Raw genomic sequence first — 21,677 nt, 5'->3', positions numbered from 1 at the left:
AGGCACGCCATGCCGCATCAAGCGCCCGCGACCGCCGCGGGGGAGCAAGGGACCTTTGCTATCACTTCCGCAGGTGGAGGCGACATTCCGGCCATCCGGCTGCGCGGCCTGCGCAAGGAGTTCGGCCAGGTTCACGCGGTCGACGGCGTCGACCTCGACATCCCGCCCGGCGAGTTCTTCTCGATGCTCGGCCCGTCCGGCTCCGGCAAGACGACCGTGCTCCGCATGATCGCCGGCTTCGAACTCCCGACGGCGGGCACGATCGAACTGCACGGCCGCGACGTCAGCCGCCTCGCCCCGTTCGACCGCGACGTCAACACCGTCTTCCAGGACTACGCGCTCTTCCCGCACATGACCGTGCAGCAGAACGTCGAGTACGGCCTCCGGGTGAAGCGGGTCCCCCGCGCGGAGCGACGTCAGCGCGCGAAGGACGCTCTCGACACCGTCCGGCTCGGCGAGTTCGGCGAGCGCAAACCCGACCAGCTCTCCGGCGGCCAGCGTCAGCGCGTCGCGCTCGCCAGGGCACTGGTCAACCGGCCGAAGGTGCTCCTGCTCGACGAACCACTCGGCGCCCTCGACCTGAAACTGCGCCACACCATGCAGGCCGAGCTGAAACAGATCCAGCGCGACGTCGGCATCACCTTCATCTTCGTCACCCACGACCAGGACGAGGCGTTGACGATGAGCGACCGCATCGCGGTGTTCAACGCCGGCCGGATCGAACAGGTCGGCTCACCGGTCGAGGTCTACGAACGGCCCGCGTCGGCGTTCGTCGCCGGCTTCGTCGGCACCTCGAACCTGCTCAGCGGCGGCGGCGCCGAGAACATCATCGGCAAACCCGGTGTGTTCAGCATCCGCCCCGAAAAGATCCGCATCGACGCCGATCTCTCGAAATCCGCCGAGGTCGGTGAAACCAGCGCCACCGGCACCGTCACCAACACCGTCTACGCCGGCGCGACCGTGCGCTACGAGGTGACCCTCGACGCCGGCGGCCAGCTCTCCGTGGTCCGGCAGAACACCGCCGAACCCGCGGACTTCGAGGGCGGCCGTGTCCGCCTGAGCTGGCGGCACGAACACAGCTTCCGCGTCCCCGAAGCCGGTTAGCCCTCCCCAGCACCGAAAGGTTTGTTCAATGAAGAACAGGAAACTCGCGCTCGCCGGCCTGCTCGGCGCCGGCCTGCTCGTGGCCGCCTGCGGAACCTCCGGATCCGGTTCGACCGCGGCCGCGCCCGGCGGGCAGGGCTTCACCCCGCCGAAGCTCGACGCGCTCGCGCAGCTCGGCCAGCCGGAAGGCCAGGTCAACGTGCTGGCCTGGCCCGGCTACGCGGAGAACGGCTCCAACGATCCGGCCGTCGACTGGGTCACCGGTTTCGAGAAGGAGACCGGCTGCAAGGTCAACGTCAAGGCGTTCGGCACCTCCGACGAGGCCGTGAGCCTGATGAAGACCGGACAGTACGACGTCATCTCCGCCTCCGGTGACGCTTCGCTGCGGCTCATCGCGTCCGGAGACGTCGAACCGGTGAACACCGCGCTCGTGCCCAACTACGCCGACGTCTTCGACTTCCTCAAGAACCGCCCGTGGAACAGCGTGAACAACGTGTCCTACGGCGTGCCGCACGGCTGGGGCGCGAACCTGCTCACCTGGCGCACCGACAAGGTGACCCCGGCGCCGACGTCCTGGTCGGTCATGTTCGACGCGAACAGCCCGTACAAGGGCAAGATCACCGCCTACGACTCGCCGATCTACATCGCCGACGCGGCGCTGTACCTGCAGACGCACAAACCCGAACTCGGCATCAAGAACCCGTACGCCTTGGACGACAAGCAGTTCCAGGCCGCCGTCGACCTGCTCAAGCAGCAGCGCCCGATGGTGGCGGAGTACTGGTCGGACTACCTGAAGGAGAGCCAGGCGCTCAAGAGCGGCGACGCCGTCGTCGGCACCGCCTGGCAGGTGACGGTGAACCTGACCAAGAGCGAGGGCGCGCCGGTCGAGTCCGTGCTGCCGTCCGAGGGCGCGACCGGCTGGTCGGACACCTGGATGGTGGGAGCGAAGTCGCCGCACAAGACGTGCTCCTACAAGTGGCTGAACCACATCGTCAGCCCGAAGGCCAACGCGCAGGTCGCCGAGTACTTCGGCGAATCGCCGTCGAACCCCAAGGCGTGCGCCGAAACCAAGAACAAGGCGCACTGCGAGACCTTCCACGCCGGCGACGCCGCGTACGCCTCGAAGATCCAGTACTGGACGACGCCGATCGCGCAGTGCCTCGACGGCCGCACCGACGTGAAGTGCAAGGACTACGGCGAGTGGACCCGCGCCTGGACCGAGATCAAGGGCTGACCTCACGAACTCCGGGAGCGGACGGTGGTGCCCCCCAACGCCGTCCGCTCCCGGTCCCATTCCTAGGTGGAAAAATGACGACCACCCTCGATTCACCGAGGCGGAAGACCTCCGCCTTCCTGTACCGCAAACCCCGGCTGCGACTGGGAATCCTGCTGTCCGCGCCGATGCTGTGGCTCGGCCTCGCCTACCTCGGCGCACTGGCCGCGTTGTTCGTGACCGCGTTCTGGAGCACCGACGTCTTCACCGGCCAGGTCGTGACCGAGTGGTCGCTGAACAACTTCGTCACCCTCTTCAGCGACGCGGTGTACCGCACGATCACCTTCCGGACGGTCGGGATCGCCGCGCTCGTCACGGTGGTCACCGCGATCATCGCCTTCCCGATGGCGTTCTACATGGCCAAATTCGCCTCGCCGAGGGCGCGGCGGCTCCTGGTGATCGCGGTCATGACGCCGCTGTGGGCGAGCTACCTGGTGAAGGCCTACGCGTGGCGGACCATGTTGTCCGGCAACGGGGTCCTGCACTGGCTGCTGAACCCGTTCGGCCTCGACAGCCCCGGCTACGGCGTGCTCGCGACCGTGATCACCCTGGCGTATCTCTGGCTGCCGTACATGATCCTGCCGATCTACGCGGGCCTGGAACGGCTGCCGAACTCCCTGGTGGACGCTTCGGGCGACCTCGGCGCCCGGCCGTTCCGGACGTTCCGCTCGGTGGTGCTGCCGGTGACGTTCCCGGCCGTCGTCGCCGGCTCGATCTTCACGTTCTCGTTGTCGCTGGGCGACTACATCGCGGTGAAGATCGTCGGCGGCACGTCGCAGATGCTCGGCAACGTCGTCTACGACAACATCGGCGCGGCCAACAACCTGCCGTTCGCGGCGACCGTCGCGACCGTACCCGTGGTGATCATGCTCGCCTACCTCGCCGCCGTGCGCCGCACGGGCGCGCTGGACAACCTGTAGGAGCGCGCGATGCGGCTTTCCCGGACGACCAAATATCTTCTGCTCGCGGCGCTGGTGCTCGGCCTCGCGGTGATCTACTTCCCGTTGCTCGTGGTGCTGCTCAATTCCTTCAACGCGGACACCACTTTCAGCTGGCCGCCGTCCAGCTTCACCCTCGAATGGTGGGGCCGGGCCGCGGAGAACGAAGGCGCGCTGAACGCACTGTGGACGAGTGTCCGAGCAGGACTCGCCGCGACCGCGATCGCCTTGGTACTCGGCACGATGGCGGCCTTCGCACTGCAGAAGTACCGCTTCTTCGGCCGCGACCAGGTGTCGCTGCTGATCATCCTGCCGATCGCGCTGCCCGGTATCGTCACCGGTATCGCGCTGAACAACGCCTTCCGCACCATCCTCGGCATCGATCTGGGCCTGTTCACCGCGATCGTCGCGCACGCGACGTTCTGCATCGTGGTGGTGTTCAACAACGTCGTCGCGCGCCTGCGGCGCATGGGCGGCAACCTCGAAGAGGCGTCGATGGACCTCGGGGCCGACGGGCTCACCACGTTCCGGCTGGTGACCTTCCCGATGCTGCGATCGGCCCTGCTGGCAGGCGGCCTGCTGGCGTTCGCCCTGTCCTTCGACGAAATCATCGTCACGACGTTCACCCTCGGGACCGGGCTGGAGACCCTGCCGATCTGGATCCTGAACAACCTGTTCCGGCCGAACCAGGCGCCGATCGTCAACGTCGTGGCGGCGGTGCTGATCCTGGCCTCGACCGTGCCGGTGTATCTGGCGCAACGGCTTTCCGGCGACACGACGTCGGGCGGACGGCTGTAGAAACGAAACGCCGGTGCGGCCTTTCGCGGGCCGCACCGGCGTTTCACTCAGTACCGGCGGTCTTCGAGTGCACCCGTCGTACTGTTGTAAGTGATGTAGCCGTACTGGAAGTCGCTGCGGTAACCGGTCGGCGTGGTGTATTCACCGCCGACCGGGAAGCCGAGATACGACGTCTCCCAGCCGAGATCCCGCCAGCGCAGCCGAATGAACCCCCGGACCTCCCACGCGTTGTTCGTGCCCGCACGCCAGTAGATCGAGTGATCGAATCCGCCTTGGCGGAAGTGGTTGTACTTACCGGTGTTTCCGGGTGTCCATGTCTCGTCGGTGATGGGGTAGCCGGTCCCCACTTCCCATCCGAGCGCCTTGTATCGCTCCCGGATCGATCCGTGGATCTCGAAGGCGTTCGTCGACGGTGACCAGTAGATCGAGCCGTTCCCGCTGAAGTGGTTGTACCGGCCGACGCCGTCAGACGTGGTCATCTCGTCGGTGGTCGGGTAGCCGAAGAACCGCTCCCAACCCAGTGATCGCCACTTCTGCCAGATACTGCCCTTCACGTAGCGCGCGCCGGTCGCCGCGGTCCAATAGATCGAGGCATTGTTGTTCAAGAAGTGGTTGTACCGTCCGATACCGTCCGGTGTGCCCGCCTCGTCGGTGGTCGGGAAGCCGAGCGGTCCGGCCTCGCCGTCGGTCGCCAGCCACTTCGCCCGGATTTCGCCGTAGATCGCCATGGCTCCGATGCTGGAGGTCCAGTAGATCGACGCGTCACTGGTGAGCGGGCCTCCTACGAAGTCGTTGTAGCGGCCATTGTTCGCTCTGGCCACGAGCTCGTCGGTCTTCGGCGACCCCAGGAACGCGTGCGCGCCTAGTGTGACGTACTTGGTCAGGATCTCCCCGGCGACGGTTTTGACGCCGTACTGCTCCGTCCAATACAGACGTCCCGAGGTGTACAGCTGCCAGTGCCCGTCACCTTCTATGAGCTCCAGCCCCACCGGAGTGCCCACGAGCGTCCGGAGAGGGGCTTCGTCCGCGTAGCGCTTCTGGATCGGTGTCTGGTACTCCGCACGGAGGGTGAGGCCCGCGACGGGCATCTGGACCTGACGCACCGGCTCGGTGCTCTGGTTGTCCGGCCATTTGACGAAGTTCGCCGCGTCCAGGGATTTGAGAGGTGCGGAGATCTGAACGGAGGAGTTCACGGTCACCAGCCGGTTGGCGCTCTCGTTCACCCCTACCCTGACCCGCGCGGGACGGCTGCCGACCACAGCCAACCGAGCCGTCCGCGGGTTGACGGTGTACCGCTGATTCGTGATGACGCCGCGGCTGTTCTCCGCCGTCGCGGTGACCACGACACGGGTGTCGGTTTCGTTCGGGAAGGCGAACGAGAGAGTGGGGCCCGTGCCGGTACGAAGCGTGGAGTATTCGCAGGCATTGCTCTGAGGGCAGCGCATCCGCTCCGCCCGCCACTTCACGGTCAGCGGTCCATCGATGGGGTCCTCGGCCGAAGCTCCCACGGAGACTGTTTCGCCGCTGGAAAAGACGGTGTTCGGGTCAGGAGCCGCGAGCGAGAGCGCGGGGGTGGCTTCACCGGGAACGAAGGTCTGGCTGGTGTTCGTCACCGCACCGTGCGCGTCGCTCACCGTGAGACTGACCGTCACCGCGTCGCCGGTCGAGTACGTGTGTTCTACGACCGGCCCGCTGCCGGTGGTGCCGTCCCCGAAGGTCCATTGGTAGTCGAGGGTCTCCAGGTCCGGGTCGCTCGACGCTCCGGCGTCGAAGGAGATCTTCTTCGTGTCTGGCGTCACGGTTCCGGTGAACGCCGCGATGGGAGCCTTGTTCGCCGGCTTGTAACTCAACCTTCGCAGTTTGGAAGACGCGGAGTCGGCCAGGACGATATCACCGTTCGGTGCCGTCAGAACGGCGACCGGATCGCCGATGTCGGACGCGATCGCGTTGATCGCCTGGGTGGTCTTGCCCCCTGCGTCGAAGGCGAAAGTCGAGAGCGTGTGACCGCTCTTGTTGGCTACGAAATGAAGACCTCGATAAGCCTCAGGATACGAAGTCCCAACGTAGGGAACTCCGCCGACGAGGGTGTCCGTGGCTCCCTGTGTCGCCTCACTGAGTGGTACGGAGTTCGCGACGTTGGCGCATTCCGGGAGATCGCGGTAGCCAGGCGCACGCGCGGTTCCTTCCCAGCAAGGCCATTTCAGGTTCTGGCCCGGGAAGGCCAGATTCGCTTCGCTGCGGGCAGCCCAGCCGATGTCGGTGACGACGACGCCGCCCCGAGGATCCACCGCGATCCGCGGATCGCGCAGTCCGCTTGTGTAGTTGCGGCTACGCCAGGACGTCGGAGCCCCCGGGTCGTAGAAGGGGTTGTCCACCCGCCCTTTGCCGTCAGTACCGACGCGAAGCACCTTGCCCGTCGGTTGAGCCGGGTCGAGCGCTCTCAAGGCGAACTTGTCCACGTTGTCCTTGGTCGCACCGGCCGGAGCCTGAACGGTCGCGTTGTCCCCGACCGCGACCCAGAGGACATCGCCACCGGGGTCCACGACGACGTCCTGGATGCCCTTGCTGTCGGCGTTGACCGGGAACTCCAGGACGGATGTTTCGTCCGTGAGTCCCGTCGGTGCGCCCACGCCGTCCGCCCGCCATTTGCTGAGGCGGAACACCTGAGTGGACGTACTGGTCGCGAGGGCTCGAGTGGTATAGACCGTTCGACTGGTGGTGAAGTCCGGTGCCACCGCGATGCCCGTGAGGCCGAGCGAACCGGTGGTGTGTACCGGAAGCGAGGCGATCTGTACCGGCTGGCCGCCTCGTGGTACCAGCTGGACCGACCCCAGCCGGCCGGTCGTCAGCGCGCTTCCGTCCGGGAGATAGGCGGCGTCGGTGAGATCTCCGGCCTGCTGGCCGGTGGGTGTGTCGATCAGGGCGAACCCCGTGGGGAGTGCCGGTGCGGCCTGTGCCGGGGGTGCCGTGCTGACCACGGTGCCGAGCAGCACCGTGGCGGCCGCGGAGACGACCAGGGATCTTCGAGTCCGCATTGGACCTTCCTTCTCCGAATACGGAGAGTGCCATGCGCGGAAAGTGCTCACGAACGCACAAAAAATCGCGTCGGCGCGACAGAGTTGCCCATTCTGTAACGCGACGCGACCTTCCGCCCCCAGCGCCCTCGTTTCTGGCTATGAGCACGCCGGACGCTAGCGGCTGGTCAGGGTGCCGTCATTCGGCCGAAAGTGTGATTCGCGCGCCGCTCGCGAAGATTTGTGATCTGGCTCATCTTCGGCTAACGCGTCATTCTTCTTATCGAACGTCTGATCGATGGTCGTTCGACCATTCGCGCGTGCCCGTTCGGCCACGGCCATTCGGCCCAAAATCGGTGAAAAGCCTTGCCGGACGCCTCGTCGCCCAGCAATATCAACTCGCCGACCTGCTCTGAAGGAGCCGAGGGCTGTCCTGGGTGGGCGTCCCAAGGGGGGAAGTCATGAAGCGGATCCGTCGTGGACCTGTCCTGCGCGCAAGACTCCGGGTGACGCTCGCGTTGCTGCTGATCGTCGCGCTCGTGGCGACGCTGGGACCGGCGGCTTCGCAGCGGTTTCCGTCGTCGGACGAGGCGGGTGCGTCGGCTGTGGCGGACGCGCCGAAGCAGGAGTCGGGATCCGCCGAAGGTGTCCCGGACCGGCCGACCCCCGACAACGGCGCGACGCCCGCGATCAATCGGGCGACGGCCACTTCGCTTCAGTCGAAATACCCGCCGATCACCTTTCCCGAACCGGCCTCCGACAAGCGCGGTAGCGCCAACGTCGTACCGCCGCCTGCCGCCCAAGTGCGCGGTTTCGACGCGCAGGCCAGTAAGGAACTACCACAGCGGCGCACCACGCACAGCAGCGTTTACGACAACCCCGACGGTACGCAGACCACCGTCTACGGCCAGGATCCGCTGAACTTCCCCCTGCCCGAGGGTGGGTTCGGTCCCGTCGACACCCGCGCCGTGCCAGACCAGGCAGGTGGATGGCGCAAGGCGGGCGACGAGCTTCAGGTCCACATGGGACAGACGAGTGGCTCGATGCGGGTGAGCGACGGTGCCGGACACGAGGCCGCCTTCACCCTCCTGGGTGCGCGTGCGTCGGCCGGACGGGCGGAAGGCAACGCGGTCGGTTACGCCGACGTACTGCCGAACGCCGACATGCGGGTCGAGTTCACCGCGGGCGCGGCCAAGGAGTGGTTCGTCCTCAAGAACGCCGGCGCTCCCCACGCCTGGGAGTTCGCGCTGGACCTGAAAGGACTCGAAGCGAGGATCGCCGAGGGCCAGGTGGTCTTCGTCGACGGGGCGGGTGCGGTCGTCCTGCGCGTCCCGGCGGGTTACATGCTCGACTCCAGCCGGCAGGAAAGCGGCGAACCCGCGACCTCCTATGGCGTCACCTATCGGCTCGGGAGCCGTGATGGCAAACAGATCCTCCGGGTGGAACTCGACTCCGCGTGGCTGCGAGACCCGGCCAGGGTCTACCCCGTGCGGGTCGATCCCACCGTGGTCAAGGAATCGGTCAGCACCGGCAACCTCGTGGTGGAGAACGGCACTCGGTTCACCAACCTCAGTGAGTTGCGCATCGGCCGCAGCGGCGGCAAGACCGCTTCGAGCTACCTGCGGTTCGGCGGCATCGGCGGAGATCTGAAGGACAACCGGATCTTCGGTACCCAGCTACAGCTGACCAACTTCTGGTCCGGCTCTTGTACTCCTCGTCCGATGAGCGTGCACCCGGTCACCGCGGACTGGGGTGCCTCCGGGACGCCCCCGATCGGCGGTGCGCTGGGTGGCGGGGTCTTCTCCCACGGCTACATGGCTCCCTTGGCGACCAGGTCGAACTGCCCGACCGCCCACGAGCTGATCGACCTGGGTATCGGCGGCCGGGACCTCGTTCAGCAGTGGGCAGGCGGTGCTCCGAACCATGGTCTCGCCCTTCAAGCGCCGACGGATCCGGCGGCGTGGAAGCGCTTCACCGGCTTCGGAACCGCCAACCCGCCGCGTCTGTACGTGACGCACTCGCCTTACAACGCCGACTACCGCATCGACCGCGCCACACCGGAACCGCCGGTCACCCGGGCGACCCCTGGCAAGGTCAAGATCACGGTGACGAACCGTGGGGCGCAGGCCTGGTCGGGCAACGATTTCGCGCTGGGTTATCGCGTTTACGACCGGAGTGGCAACCCGCTCGGATCCCAGATCGCGGCCGAGCTTCCCGGTGACGTGGCGCGCGGTGCTTCCGTCACACTGGACGCGGAGATCAAGCCGATCGGGGTTGGCAGCTATCTCCTCGACTTCAGCATGCTCCGCAAGCCCGGCGACTACTTCACCGATCACCAGGTCGCGCCCGCTCGGATCGGCCTCGACGTGTACGACGTGCCGCCGTTCGTCAAGCAGCAGTACCCGCTCAACGGCGCCTCCGTCCAGACGCTGACCCCGCAGTTGTGGGCGAGCGGTATCGACGTCGACCCGCCCGCGGGCAGCACTTTGAAATACCGGTTCGAGGTCTGCGAAAAGGGTGCGGACGACAACCCGGTCAACTGCTTCAGTTCGGCGCACCAGACGAGTCCGACCTGGACGATTCCGGACAAGAAGTTGTTCTGGAACAAGTTCTACCTCTGGCGCTCGTTCGCGTTCGACGGCAACAGCGAGAGCGAAGCGCTGCCGTTCAGCGCCATCTTGAGCGCCGTACCGCAGCCGGCGATCACCTCGCATATGGCCATGACCCCGCACAGCGGGACCGACCGTGACTTCGACCCGATGGTCGGCAACTACCACTCCAGCGCGGTCGACGTCCAGATGCCGACGGCCGGTCCGGGCCTGAGTGTCATCCGGACCTACAACACCTTGGACCCCCGTCGCGATCACTGGTTCGGCACGGGATGGGCGACGAAGTACGACATGCGCGTGGTCCGGGACTACGCGGGGAACGCCCTGGTCACCTATCCCGATGGCCAGCAGCTGCGGTTCGGGCTCAACCCGGACGGCACCTACGCGCCGCCGCAGGGCCGGTTCGCCGGTTTCAAATCCGAGCCGGACGGCGGCTGGTCGCTGACCGACAAGTCGGCGACCACGTATCGCTTCGACTCAGCGGGCAAGCTGACCGGTTACGCCGACGGCGTCGGGCGCGGCGTCAGGATCTACTGGGAGGGCGACGCTCTCACCCGTGCCCTCGACCTGGCCAGCGGGCGGCAACTGGTCTTCCGGATCCAGGACCGCAAGGTCGCCGAGGTGTTCGCGACCGAGGTCGACGGTCAGATCCGGAATTGGAAGTACTCGTACGAGGGCAATCGGTTGCGAGAGGTCGAAGACCCCCTGGCGAACGTCACCCGGTACGACTACGCCGATCAGTCCAGATTCCGCACGGTCGTCAATGACACCGCACCTGACGGCTACTGGCGATTGGGCGATCAGAGCGGAGAGACCGCCGTCAGCCAGGTGGCGTTCAACCGGGGCAAGGACAACGGCAAGTACAAGAACGTCGTGCTCGGGACGGCGGGAGCGGTGCCGGGCTCCGCCGACACCGCCGCGACGTTCAACGGGTCGACCTCGGTGCTGCAACTCCCGGACGGGGCGATCAAGAAGAGCAGGGATCTCTCGGTCGGTCTGTGGTTCAAGACCAGTGGTGCGGGTGTCCTGCTGGGTTACCAGCAGAACGAGATCTCGGGTTCGCTGCAGAACGCCTACACACCGGCGTTGTACGTCGGGACGAACGGAAAGCTCTACGGACAGTTTTCGGACGGCACGACCGCGCCGATGAGCACTTCCGGTGTGGTCAACGACGGCAAGTGGCACCATGTGGTGCTTTCCGGGTCGCTGGCGACACAATGGCTCTATCTCGACGGTGTCCAGGTCGCGACCAAGCAGGGCGTGATAGATCACCGCAACCAGACCAAGACGTACGTGGGCGCCGGCTTCGTGTCCGGTAACTGGCCTGCCAAGCCCGGCAACGACCACGGGTACTTCGCCGGCGCGATCGACGAGGTTGCCGTCTATACCAAACCGTTGGGGGACAACGCGGTCCGCGAGCAGTTCCAGGCCGCTCAGCCGTCCGAAGGGCTCAGCAAAATCACCCTGCCCAGCGGCAAGATCGCCGCCGAAGTCGAATATGACACGGTCAGCGAACGGGTGAAGAGTTACACCGACCGCAACGGTGGGAACTGGCGCCTCGGCGTGCCGGTGATCACCGGTGAAGAGAACAATCTCATCCGCACCGTTCAGTTCACCGATCCGGGGAACCGCAACCACATCTTCGACTACGACCCGGTCCGCGGCCGGATTCTGCGGACGGTCACTCCCCTGGGACTCGGCGTCCGTCCGGAAGACCAGGCTGGACAGCCCGCAGGCGAAGTCGGTTACGGGATTCGAACTTACGACTACGACGACGAAGGCAACCAGAACACCATCGTCTCCGAGAACCTCAATGAGGTGACACTCGGATTCGACCAGCGGGGCAACGTCGTCAGCAAGCGGACCTGCCTGATGCCCGGCCGATGCCAGACCGAGTACTTCGGCTACCACTTCAGCCCGGACAACCCGCTCGATCCGCGCAACGACAAGGTCGTCTGGAGCCGGGACGGAAGGTCCACGAACGCCGAGGACAACCGGTACCTGACCACGTACCTCTACAACGCCAAGGGCGACCTCATCAACCAGAGGATGCCCGATGGCGGGGAGGTCGTGCACAGCTACACCACGGGCACCGAGCAGCCGCTCGACAACGTGGGCGTCCCGGTGCCCGCCGACCTGTTGCTGTCGACGGTGAGCGCTACGGGAGAGAGCACGAACTTCCGGTACTACAGCACCGGCGATCTCGGCGAGATCCAGCAGGCGTCCGGAATGCGGACGCGATTCGTCTACGACGCCGCCGGACGGCGGACCTCTTCCACGATCTACGTGGACGCGTACCCCGACGGCATCACGACCACGTATGAGTACGACGCGCTCTCGCGAGTGAAGGCCGCGACAGGGCCCGAGACCACGAACGGCGTGACCGGTGTCAAACATCGTGCCCGGACGGTCACGTCCTACGACAAGGACGGGAACATCGAGCGCGAGGAGGTTTCGGACCTCGTCGGTGGCGACCCGCCCCGCGTCACCACTCGCGAATACGACGGTCATGGCCGCCTCGTGCATCTCGTCAACCCGGAGGGCAAGGGGACGAGGTACGGCTTCGACGTCTTCGGCAACCGAATGTTCGAAATCGACGCGAGCGGTGTGAAGAAGTCCTACGCCTATACGGCTCGCAACGAAGTCGCGGAGGTACGCCTGCACGGCTGGCACGGCGGCGTGGTCGATCCGGCCGACGGTGACGGCAGGCCCGGCGACGGGGAAGGGGACACCGATCCGGAGAACTCGAAGCCGACGGTGCTCGAGTCCTTCCGGTACGACGAGTCCGGGCGGCAGATCCTGCACGTCGACGCGATGGGCCGGACGACGAGGAACAACTACTACGCCAACGATCTGGTCGCACAGGTCGTGGCGGAGGGCTACCGGGACCCGGTCACCGGCAACGTCCGTGACCTCGTGCTGGAGAACAACAGCTACGACGGCGCGGGGAATCTGACCAAACAGACCACGGCCGGAAACCGGACCACGACCTACGACTACGACACGGTCAACAGGCTCACGCAGTCGATCGAGGACCCCGGTGGACTCGACCGCAGCACGAGGTTCACCTACGACCGCAGCGGCAATGTGATCCGCACCGAGAAGTCCGGCAATCCCTCGAACACCGGCGGCGGGCAGGTGAACACCGCTGAGATCACCGAGTTCGAATACAACGCCTCCGGCCAGCGAATCAAGCAGACCGTCCACAATGGCCTGGAACGGCTGATCACCAACTGGGACTACGACGAACGCGGCATGCCGGTGTCCGTCACCGATCCTCGGGGGAACCAGTCGTCGTCCCAGTACACGACGACGATGGCCTACGACCAGCTGGCCAGGCCCATCCGGGCCACTGGTCCGCGAGTCCGCACGGAGTCGAACGGTGGCGCGCCGGTGGACGCGCAAGCGACCATGATCACCGGCTACGACACCTTCGGTTCGGTCACGCACACGAAGGACCCGCTCGGCCGCGTCACCACGGCCGCGTACGACAAACTCGGGCAGCTGGTGAAGGCGAGCCTGCCGTCGTACACGCCGCCCGGTGCCACGGCGCCGATCACGCCGACCAAGGAGATCCGGTACGACGCGGTGGGGCGCGTGATCAAGCAGATCGACGCCCGGCAGCACGCGACGGAACTGCGATACGACCAGCTGGGAAGGTTGCTGGAGCGGCACGATCCGCAGGACGGTGGGACGGCCGCCGGTGTCTGGAAGTACTCGTACACGATGACCGGCCTGCCCCTGTCGGCGACTTCGCCGACGGGTGCCCGGGTCGAAGCGACCTACGACGAACTGGGCCGGAAGGCCACGTCGACCGCGGTGGAGCGGTTCCCGGCGCCCGCCGCCTACACCACGAAATACCGGTACGACGACGCCGGAAACGTGGTGGCGGTCGAGAATCCGGTCGGCGAGAAGAGCCTGAACACCTACGACAAGCTGAACCAGCTGATCACCGCGGTCGACCCGGCCGGGGTCACCACCAAACGGGGTTATGACCGGCAGGGCAGGCTGGTCCGGGCGAGCGACGGCGCGGGCGTCACGAAACGACTCAACTACGACCTGGCCGGCCGCGTGGTCGCCGAGTTCGACGTCGACGGCCAGTGGACGGGCTCGCAGCCGGTGTTGCGGGAGCGGAAGTTCACCTACGACCTGGCCGGCAACATGCGGACGTCGGAGGACTGGGAGAAGCGGGTCACCACGTTCAGCTACGACGCGGCGAACCGGCTGTCCAGTCAGATCGAACCTGTCGCGGACGGGAAGACGATCACGACGTCGTTCGGCTACGACGCGGCCGGAAACCGCACCAGGTTCACCGACGGCCGATCGAACAAGACCGTCTTCACCTACAACAGCTTGAATCTGCCGGAGTCGGTGGTCGAGCCGTCCACCGCCGCACATCCCGCGGCGGCTGATCGGACCTGGACGCAGTCCTACGACGCCACGGGCAACGCGACCCGGCTGGCCGCGCCCGGAAACGTGAACCGCGACCGGACGTTCGACGCGCTGAACCGGATGCTCACGGAGACCGGCTCGGGCGCCGAGACGCAGACCGCCGACAAGTCGCGGACTTACGACGCCGACGGTCGTGTGCGGGTGGCGGGGAGCAACGCGTACACGTACAACGACCGCGGCGGTCTGCTGACCGCGACCGGTACTTCCGGCGCGTCCTCCTTCGAGTACGACAACGCCGGGCGCGTCATCACCCGAAAGGATGCTGCCGGCACCACCGGTTACGGCTATCTCAAGGGCCGTCTGGACTCCGTGACCGACGGCGCGACCGGCGGCAAGCTGACCTACGGCTACAACGAAGCCGGCAAAGTCAAGACGGTCGACTACGGTGCCGGCCGCGTCCGGACTTACGACTACGACAACCTCGCACGGCCGAAGTCCGACGTCCTGAAGGAAGCGAACGGCACGGTCCTCTCGTCGATCGCCTACACCTATGACCCGAACGACCGGGTCAAGACGAAGACGACCGCGGGATTGGCGGGCTCCGGTCAGAACAGCTACTCGTACGACTTCCAGGGCCGCATGCTCTCCTGGACGGACCCGTCGGGTAAGTCGACCGAGTACGGCTGGGACGACTCGGGCAACCGGGTCAAGGCGGGTGACAAGAACGCGACCTACGACGAGCGGAACCGTGTCCTCGCCGACGGCGACTACACGTACGCCTACTCGCCGCGCGGTTCGCTGACCTCACGCACGTCGTCCGGCATGGAGGAGAAGTACTCCTTCGACGCCTTCGACAGGCTGGTCAAGTTCGGTACGACCGAGTACACCTACGACGACTTCGACAGGCTCGCGACCCGAGGCGGTCAGAAGTTCTCGTACGCGGGCATGGAACGAGACACGGTCAGCGACGGTGTCTCACGCTTCGGCCGCGGTCCGGATGGCTCTTTGGTGTCACTCTCGCAGGGGACCGATTCCCGGCTCACGCTTTCCGACCGGCACGGTGACGTCGTCGGCGCGCTGGCGCCCGCGTCGGGTGGTGTCGTCGACTCGACGGCGTACGACCCGTACGGCAAGCGGATCGCGTCGACCGGCACTTCGCGGACGGTCGGTTTCCAGGGCGACTGGACGGACCCCGACAACGGGAACGTCAACATGGGGGCGCGGTGGTACCAGCCGGGTTCCGGCACGTTCGCTTCGCGGGACAGCATCGAGCTTCCGTTCTCGCCGTCGATCAGTGCGAACCGGTACTCGTATGTCCTGGGTTCGCCGCTGAACTACTTCGACCCGGATGGCCACGGTTGGTTCAGTGACCTGTGGGACAAGGCGGGCACCATCGTGCACACCGCCCTGGACGTGGCGGGCATGATCCCCGGTATCGGCGAGATCGCCGACCTCGCGAATGCCGCAATCTACGCGGCCGAGGGTGACTGGGAGAACGCCGCCTGGTCGGTGGCGGGCGCGATCCCGTTCGGTGGCAACGCCGCGACCGCCGCGAAGTGGGCGCGGAAGGCGGGCGACTTCATCGGCAATGGCCGGCGAGCGGGCCGCCACGCCGACGACGCGATCGGTGTCGGCCGTCGCTATGCAGATGATGTCGCCGGTGCCGCTCGCCGAGGTGTCGACGATGCCGCGTCCGCCGCCGCACGGAAGGCGTCCGCGGTAGCGGCTGCGCGTAAGGCGGCTGCCGCGGCCGCCGCTGCGGCGGCTCGGCGGGCCGCGGCGATCCTGGCGAAGAAGAAGGCGGCTGCCGCTGCTGCGCGGGGTGCCGCGGAACGGACGGCGAAGCGGAATCCGATTCCGACGTTGAAGGCGGCACTGAAGCCGGTGTTCAAGGGGACGGATTTGGTGTCGTCGTCTCCGTTGACGCCGGCGCGGGTGGTGCAGGCGTTCAAGGCAGACGTGCAGGACGCGGGCCGGGTCTTCGACTTCTTCAAGAAGCAGGTGGTGGGGGACGGCAACGTCGTCCAGAACGTCGCGGAGACCGTGACGGCGGTGTCGGAGGTCGCTCAGTCTGGTGCTTCTCCTGACGATGCCTTGTCCGCTCTGGGTGGTTTGTCCGGGCGGAACAAGGGGCGGGGTAAGCATCACGACGAGTCGTCGGGCGGTCCGGCCGGGAGTTGTGCTACTGGCAACAGTTTTGACCCGAACACGCTGGTGGTGATGGGTGACGGGTCTCGTAAGCCGATCAAGGATGTGAAGGTCGGGGACAAGGTCCTGGCGAAGGATCCGACGACGGGGCGTTCCGCGGTTCGGGTGGTGACGGATGCCCGTTCGCATGCGAGTAAGCGGACTCTGGTGGAGGTCGGTGTCGCGGGTGAGGCCGGTCGTGGGTCTGTGGTGGCGACGGATGAGCATCCGTTCTGGGTGGAGTCGGAGAAGCGGTGGTCGAACGCTGTTGATTTGAAGGCTGGTCATCGGCTGGAGACCGGGGATCATCGGGACGCCACTGTTACGGGGACGCGGTCGTGGTCTGAGGTGCGACGGGTTTACAACCTGACGGTCGACACCGACCACACGTACTATGTCGTCGCAGGCCATACACCGGTCCTCACCCACAACTGCGACACGAAGCTTGACTTCGTGCACGGGACGTCCTCAACGCACGCGGACAACATCGACGCCAATGGACTGAACGGACATGCAGCGCGGGCGAACGCCCATGGAGGCTCCTTGAACCAGCCGGGAAGCTTGTTTACTTACCAGGTGAACTCGACTGATAGTGAAACACTAAGCGCCGCAGCGTCATTCGGCGCGACGCGCACCGGGGCTGGGGAACGACCGTCAATTCTTATCTTCCAGATGTGCCAGTGCGACTATGATCGGTTGAAGGACGCTGGGCGCATCCGGACCCGCGTAACGGACGAAGTCAGCAACAGGGTTGAACACATCTTCAGTCCGGCGGCGATGCCGTACCTGGAGAGGATTTATCGGAGGGACTTCTGATGGATCGTCCGTTCGGATTGATAGGAGTGTGGTGATGTCGGGTACAGGTGGATACGACGACAAGATGCCGAAGGTTGGAGAGTATCTTCACGAGTATCGAAAAGTTCTGGAGAAGGTACGGTCGTCCCGTCAAGGTTCTCCTATCGATGAGGTGCGCCAGGCGTTGAGAGAGGGTTTCGAATCGGAGGGGATCAAAGTATGGGATGAAGTGCTTGAAGACGCCGCTGAATCGATTTCCGCAGGAGATCCTAATTCCCCTACGTGACTATTTTCTGCCAACAGTGACACGATGAATCGTAGGGTGGAAAACGCTGGTGGTGATGGGGTCTAGTAAGTCGATCAAAGGATGTGAAGGTCGGGGGGCAAATGGGCATTTCGAGTATGATGATGCCTTGGAGGGCGTGCTGTCCCGCGCGGCGGGCACTCTGACCTGGGACTTCACGCGGGCGGTAATGCTAGGAGCGAATTTACTTCGTGGACTCATGACTACGAGGACGTCGCTCTTGACGCTGCCGAGGAGCTTGGTCCTGGAGGTATCGTAATGCGAATCCCGCACGCCAGCGTCCCGGTCGGCAGGGATGTTCGAATCCATGGAACCATGTATGAATCGTACGAAGAGTCGGAGCACGCACTACGTGGCGTGATCGATGGTGCAGAGATCAGTATCGACAGAGGCCCTGGCGCAGGCCGGGTGGCCGATAGATCCTGCTAGTGCTGTCTGAGGTCAAGCGTTCACAGATCTATGGGAGAGTTTTATGGAAAGAAGTCACCTTGCGCGACTCCTCGTGGGGTCTGATGGGGTACGGCTTCTTTCCCGAACTGCCCTCGGCGATGGTGCCGATTACAAGGTCTGGCCTGAAGGTATCGCAACTCAACATCTCGTCTCCATCTATGAGAGGCGGGAACGCGGAACCCGTCGCTCTGGCCAGGCTTCGCTGGGATTCCTTGAAGCACTCGATTCCCTTCGTGCATATGAGGGCGCCGAGCTGTCAATAGGATTCATCGATGATAGACGTCGGGGCGGTCACTACTTCCAATTGTTCCTGAACCTGGAACTTAGTTCGGTCGTTGCTTGCTTTGGGGTGAAATCGACTCGGGATTTTCAGGATTCTTGAGGTGGTCCCCTCCAGGTAGGTCACCTAACCCGATCTCCAGGCTTGGGGACCACGTGCTGCCGGGTCCGAGAAACAAGGTAGTCAGGTCTCTCGGGTTCAGGAATTTCCGGCTGCTCCGCGCGGATTTTAACCGACCGGAAGGAGTCCGTCGCCTCCCGGAGCGCCGCCAGCATCCCCGGATCCGTCACCGCGTGCCCGGCCGCCTCGACCAACTCCAGCTTCGAGTCCGGCCAAGCCCGGTGCAGCTCGTAAGCGGTCGCCGGCGGGCACACCGTGTCGTATCGACCCTGCACGATCACACCGGGAATCCCAGCGAGCTTCCCGGCTTCCCGGATCAGCTGCCCCTCCTCAAGCCACGCTCCATGGCAGAAGTAGTGCAGCGCCAGTCGGGCGAACGTGACCGCGAATTCAGGTGACGCGTACTGGTTACGGAAGGCGGGATCCGGGCGGAGGCAGACGATCGCGCCTTCCCAGGCGCTCCACGCGATGGCGGCTCGCTCCCGGATCGCCCGATCGGGGTGATAGACGAGTTCGCGGTAGGCCGACAGAGGGTCGTCGCGACGGTCTTCGGGGATCGGGGCGAGGAAGGCTTCCCACTCCCGAGGGAAGAGGTTCGCGGCGCCGCCGTTGTAGATCCAGTCGAGCTCGCTGCGGCGGACGGTGAAGACGCCGCGCAGGATGATCTCGCTGACACGGCTCGGGTGAGTTTCGGCGTAGGCGAGGGCGAGGGTCACGCCCCACGAACCGCCAAAGAGCTGCCACTGGTCGAGATTCAGCCGTTCGCGCAGCTTTTCCATGTCCGAGACGAGGTGCCAAAGGGTGTTGACCGACAAGTCGACACCCGGTGTGCCGATGTGCGGAGTGCTGCGGCCGGCGCCGCGCTGGTCGAACAGGATGATCCGGTAGGCCTCGGGGTCGAAATGCCGCCGGGCCATCGAGGAGATGCCGCTACCAGGGCCTCCGTGCAGGACGACCACGGGTTTGCCGTCCGGGTTCCCGGCTTCCTGGCAGTAGATCCGGTGCCCGTCGCCGACGTCGAGCATGCCCTCGGCGCGTACGTGGATCGGCGGGTACAGGTCGTCCATAGGGACACTCTGCCCGAATCGGCGAGTGTCCGAAGGGTGGGGGCCCGCCCCCGCCGCCGGGCTGAGCGGGCCCCCGGTCTTCGGTCGCGTCAGCAGCCCGCCGTGGCGGCCACGTTCGCGAATCCCTTCCCGGCGCCGGTCACCTTGTTGCTCGCGCAGACCTTGTTCCCCGTCGCGGCCTTCACGAGATAGAAGCCGTACGCGTAGGAGGACTGCACGTCCGCGGTGTTGCCGGAGAAGGTGTTGCCGCGGCCCCAACCGTCGAGCTGGACATGGACCTCGAAGCCGCCGTAGGTCGCGTCGTGCACGAAGACCTTGCTGCCCCGGTTGTCCGCGACCACGTAGTTGTTGCCCTTCAGGTCCACCCAGCTGTCGGCGAAGTGCTCGCCGCTCTGCCCGGTCCCGTCGAAGACGTTGCCGCGCAATTCGCCGCCGGTGGTGCCTTCCTTGATGTCGATCGACTCGGCTCGCACGTTCGGGCCGATCTTGTTGTTCAGCGCCTTGTTCCGGTCGCTCCTGTCGGGCGTGCCGCCGGGCCAGTTGCCCTTCGCGGAGCCGAAGTAGATGCCTTCGCCGTAGCCCGCGTACTCGCGGCCGGTGTCGGTCACCTCTGAGTTCTTCACGACGTTGTCGGTGCTCGTGTACTGGAAATGGATGCCCTCATGGCCGACGCCAGTGACCTTGATGCCGTCGACGACGGTGTTCTTGACGCCCGTCGCCATCAGGCCCTTCTGGCCACCGGTGAGGGTGAAGCCGGTCAGGTTCCAGTAGCTGCCGGTCAGTTCGAGAGTGCGTCCGGCCGAGGCCTTGATGACCGCGCTTCGTGGACCCTTCAGGGTGATACGGCTACTGGACGTGCCGCTCCTCGCCGCCTTGAAGTTGCCCGCGAAGGTCGTGTCGGCCGCGAGTTCGATGACAGTGCCTGGAGTGACCGAAGCGAGCGCCGCCGTTAGCTGCTCCGAAGTCCCTACGCGGACCGTCGCGGCCTGTGCCGGGTACGCCGCCAGCGTCGACAGCAAGGCCGCACCGGCCGCAACGGCCAGAACCCGCTCACGAACACGCATCCGTGGTCCTCCTCGTCGAGGGATCGAAATCGGTCGTGGCGGCGACGGCTAGACGTTAAGCCTCTTTACGAACGTGCGTCAAGGACATGATTGAAGTTCATATACGTGAACAACTAAAGGAGGGTCGCCCTGCGCGAACCACCTGAAACGAGAGCAAGGGACCTTTGCTACCGCCTGCCGGCGGGCGGGGTGTGTGGAAATAGGGACGTTGAGTGTCCCTATTTCCACACACCCCGTACGGCGCGCTGACCGTGTGGATTCTGGTGCGTTGGATGACCCGAAATCCACACGGTGACCGCAGGGGAGCAAGGGACCTTTGCTACCGCGCTCGCCCGGCGGCGGAGTGGTAGCAAAGGTCCCTTGCTCTCTTTCTGCAGGTCAGATGCGGTTCAGTCGTGGAACGAGTGCTCCGGAGCCGGGAACTCGCCTCGCCGGACGTCCTCCGCGAACGCCGTCGCGGCCCCCGCCAGCACGCCGGCGAGGTCGGCGTACTTCTTCACGAAGCGTGGGGTCCTGCCGCGTCGAAGCCCGGCCATGTCCTGCCAGACGAGCACCTGCGCGTCGCAGTCCGGCCCGGCGCCGATGCCGACGGTCGGGATCTTCAGTTCGTGAGTGATCCGCTTCGCCGCTTCAGCGGGCACCATCTCCATGACGACCGCGAAGGCGCCGGCTTCCTCCAGGGCGAGAGCGTCGGCGAGCAGCGCTTCGGCCGCTTCGCCGCGTCCCTGGACTCGGTAGCCGCCCAGATTGTGTTCACTCTGCGGTGTGAATCCGATATGTCCCATCACTGGGACGCCGGCCGACGTCAGTGCCTCGACGTGCGGAGCGAATTTCCGTCCGCCTTCGAGTTTCACCGCGTGCGCGCGACCTTCCTTCATGAACCGCACCGACGTCTCCAACGCCTGCTGCGGCGAAAGCTGGTACGAGCCGAACGGCAGATCGGCGACGACCAGCGCCCGCTTCACCGACCGGGTCACCGCGCGGACCAGTGGAAGCAGTTCCTCCACGGTCACCGGAAGCGAAGTGTCATAACCGAAGACGTTGTTCGACGCGGAATCCCCGACGAGCAGCACGGGAATGCCCACTTCGTCGAACAGCGCGGCGGTGTACATGTCGTAGGCGGTGAGCATCGGCCAGGTTTCGCCGCGCTCTTTCATGTCACGAAGGTGATGTACGCGGACCTTCTTCCCAGATGTGGCCTGGGGCGCCGCGCCGGTCCCGTACGGAGCCGCGAGCTCGCCGGAATCCTTTTCGGTGGCAGACATCCTTGTCGACCGTCCTT

The 21,677-nt window shown here is 65.5% G+C and carries 9 protein-coding genes; 5 read left to right on the top strand and 4 right to left on the bottom strand.

The annotated features are described in order from the left end of the window. Positions 1 to 9: 9 nt before the first annotated feature. From ACFVM3_RS27545 to ACFVM3_RS27530, 4 genes are all read left to right on the top strand, one after another. Positions 10 to 1,104 carry an ABC transporter ATP-binding protein gene (locus ACFVM3_RS27545; RefSeq protein WP_378442885.1) on the top strand — a complete coding sequence of 365 codons (1,095 nt, stop codon included), beginning with the start codon at positions 10 to 12 and terminating at the stop codon, positions 1,102 to 1,104. 28 nt (positions 1,105 to 1,132) lie between these two features. Further along, complete coding sequence (locus ACFVM3_RS27540; protein ID WP_378442876.1) at positions 1,133 to 2,338, top strand: ABC transporter substrate-binding protein; 1,206 nt, start codon at positions 1,133 to 1,135, stop codon at positions 2,336 to 2,338. Positions 2,339 to 2,412: 74 nt separating this feature from the next. Beyond that, the gene (locus tag ACFVM3_RS27535; RefSeq protein ID WP_378442875.1) at positions 2,413 to 3,297 is read left to right on the top strand and encodes an ABC transporter permease; all 885 of its coding nucleotides are present in this window, start codon (positions 2,413 to 2,415) and stop codon (positions 3,295 to 3,297) included. Positions 3,298 to 3,306: 9 nt separating this feature from the next. Further along, on the top strand, positions 3,307 to 4,113 hold the full coding sequence (locus ACFVM3_RS27530) for an ABC transporter permease (RefSeq protein ID WP_378442874.1): 807 nt from the start codon (positions 3,307 to 3,309) through the stop codon (positions 4,111 to 4,113). A 47-nt stretch (positions 4,114 to 4,160) separates the two neighbouring features. Here the strand turns inward: ACFVM3_RS27530 and ACFVM3_RS27525 are convergent, their stop codons facing one another. Continuing rightward, positions 4,161 to 7,148 (bottom strand): PQQ-dependent sugar dehydrogenase, encoded by a 2,988-nt coding sequence (locus tag ACFVM3_RS27525; protein WP_378442873.1) that lies wholly within the window; start codon positions 7,146 to 7,148, stop codon positions 4,161 to 4,163. A 440-nt stretch (positions 7,149 to 7,588) separates the two neighbouring features. Between ACFVM3_RS27525 and ACFVM3_RS27520 the strand changes: the two genes are divergently transcribed. Then, entirely contained in the window at positions 7,589 to 17,131 is a 9,543-nt protein-coding gene (locus ACFVM3_RS27520; RefSeq protein WP_378442872.1) for an RHS repeat-associated core domain-containing protein, read from the top strand. 1,135 nt (positions 17,132 to 18,266) lie between these two features. Here ACFVM3_RS27520 and pip read toward each other — a convergent pair. The 3 genes from pip to panB all read right to left on the bottom strand — a co-directional run bounded on the left by pip (position 18,267) and on the right by panB (position 21,660). Then, positions 18,267 to 19,331: a prolyl aminopeptidase gene (gene pip / locus ACFVM3_RS27515; RefSeq protein WP_378442871.1), complete on the bottom strand. Its 1,065-nt coding sequence runs from the start codon at positions 19,329 to 19,331 to the stop codon at positions 18,267 to 18,269. Positions 19,332 to 19,420: 89 nt separating this feature from the next. Continuing rightward, a complete protein-coding gene (locus ACFVM3_RS27510) occupies positions 19,421 to 20,395 on the bottom strand; it encodes a hypothetical protein (protein ID WP_378442870.1) in 975 nt (324 codons plus the stop codon). A gap of 389 nt (positions 20,396 to 20,784) precedes the next feature. Further along, positions 20,785 to 21,660 carry a 3-methyl-2-oxobutanoate hydroxymethyltransferase gene (gene panB, locus ACFVM3_RS27505; protein ID WP_378442869.1) on the bottom strand — a complete coding sequence of 292 codons (876 nt, stop codon included), beginning with the start codon at positions 21,658 to 21,660 and terminating at the stop codon, positions 20,785 to 20,787. Positions 21,661 to 21,677 lie beyond the last annotated feature (17 nt).

The organism is Amycolatopsis sp. NPDC057786, from assembly GCF_042797905.1.
Classification (GTDB): domain Bacteria; phylum Actinomycetota; class Actinomycetes; order Mycobacteriales; family Pseudonocardiaceae; genus Amycolatopsis.
The sequence above is the reverse complement of the archived record's forward strand: the minus strand, read 5'-3'. Positions and strand labels throughout refer to the sequence as shown.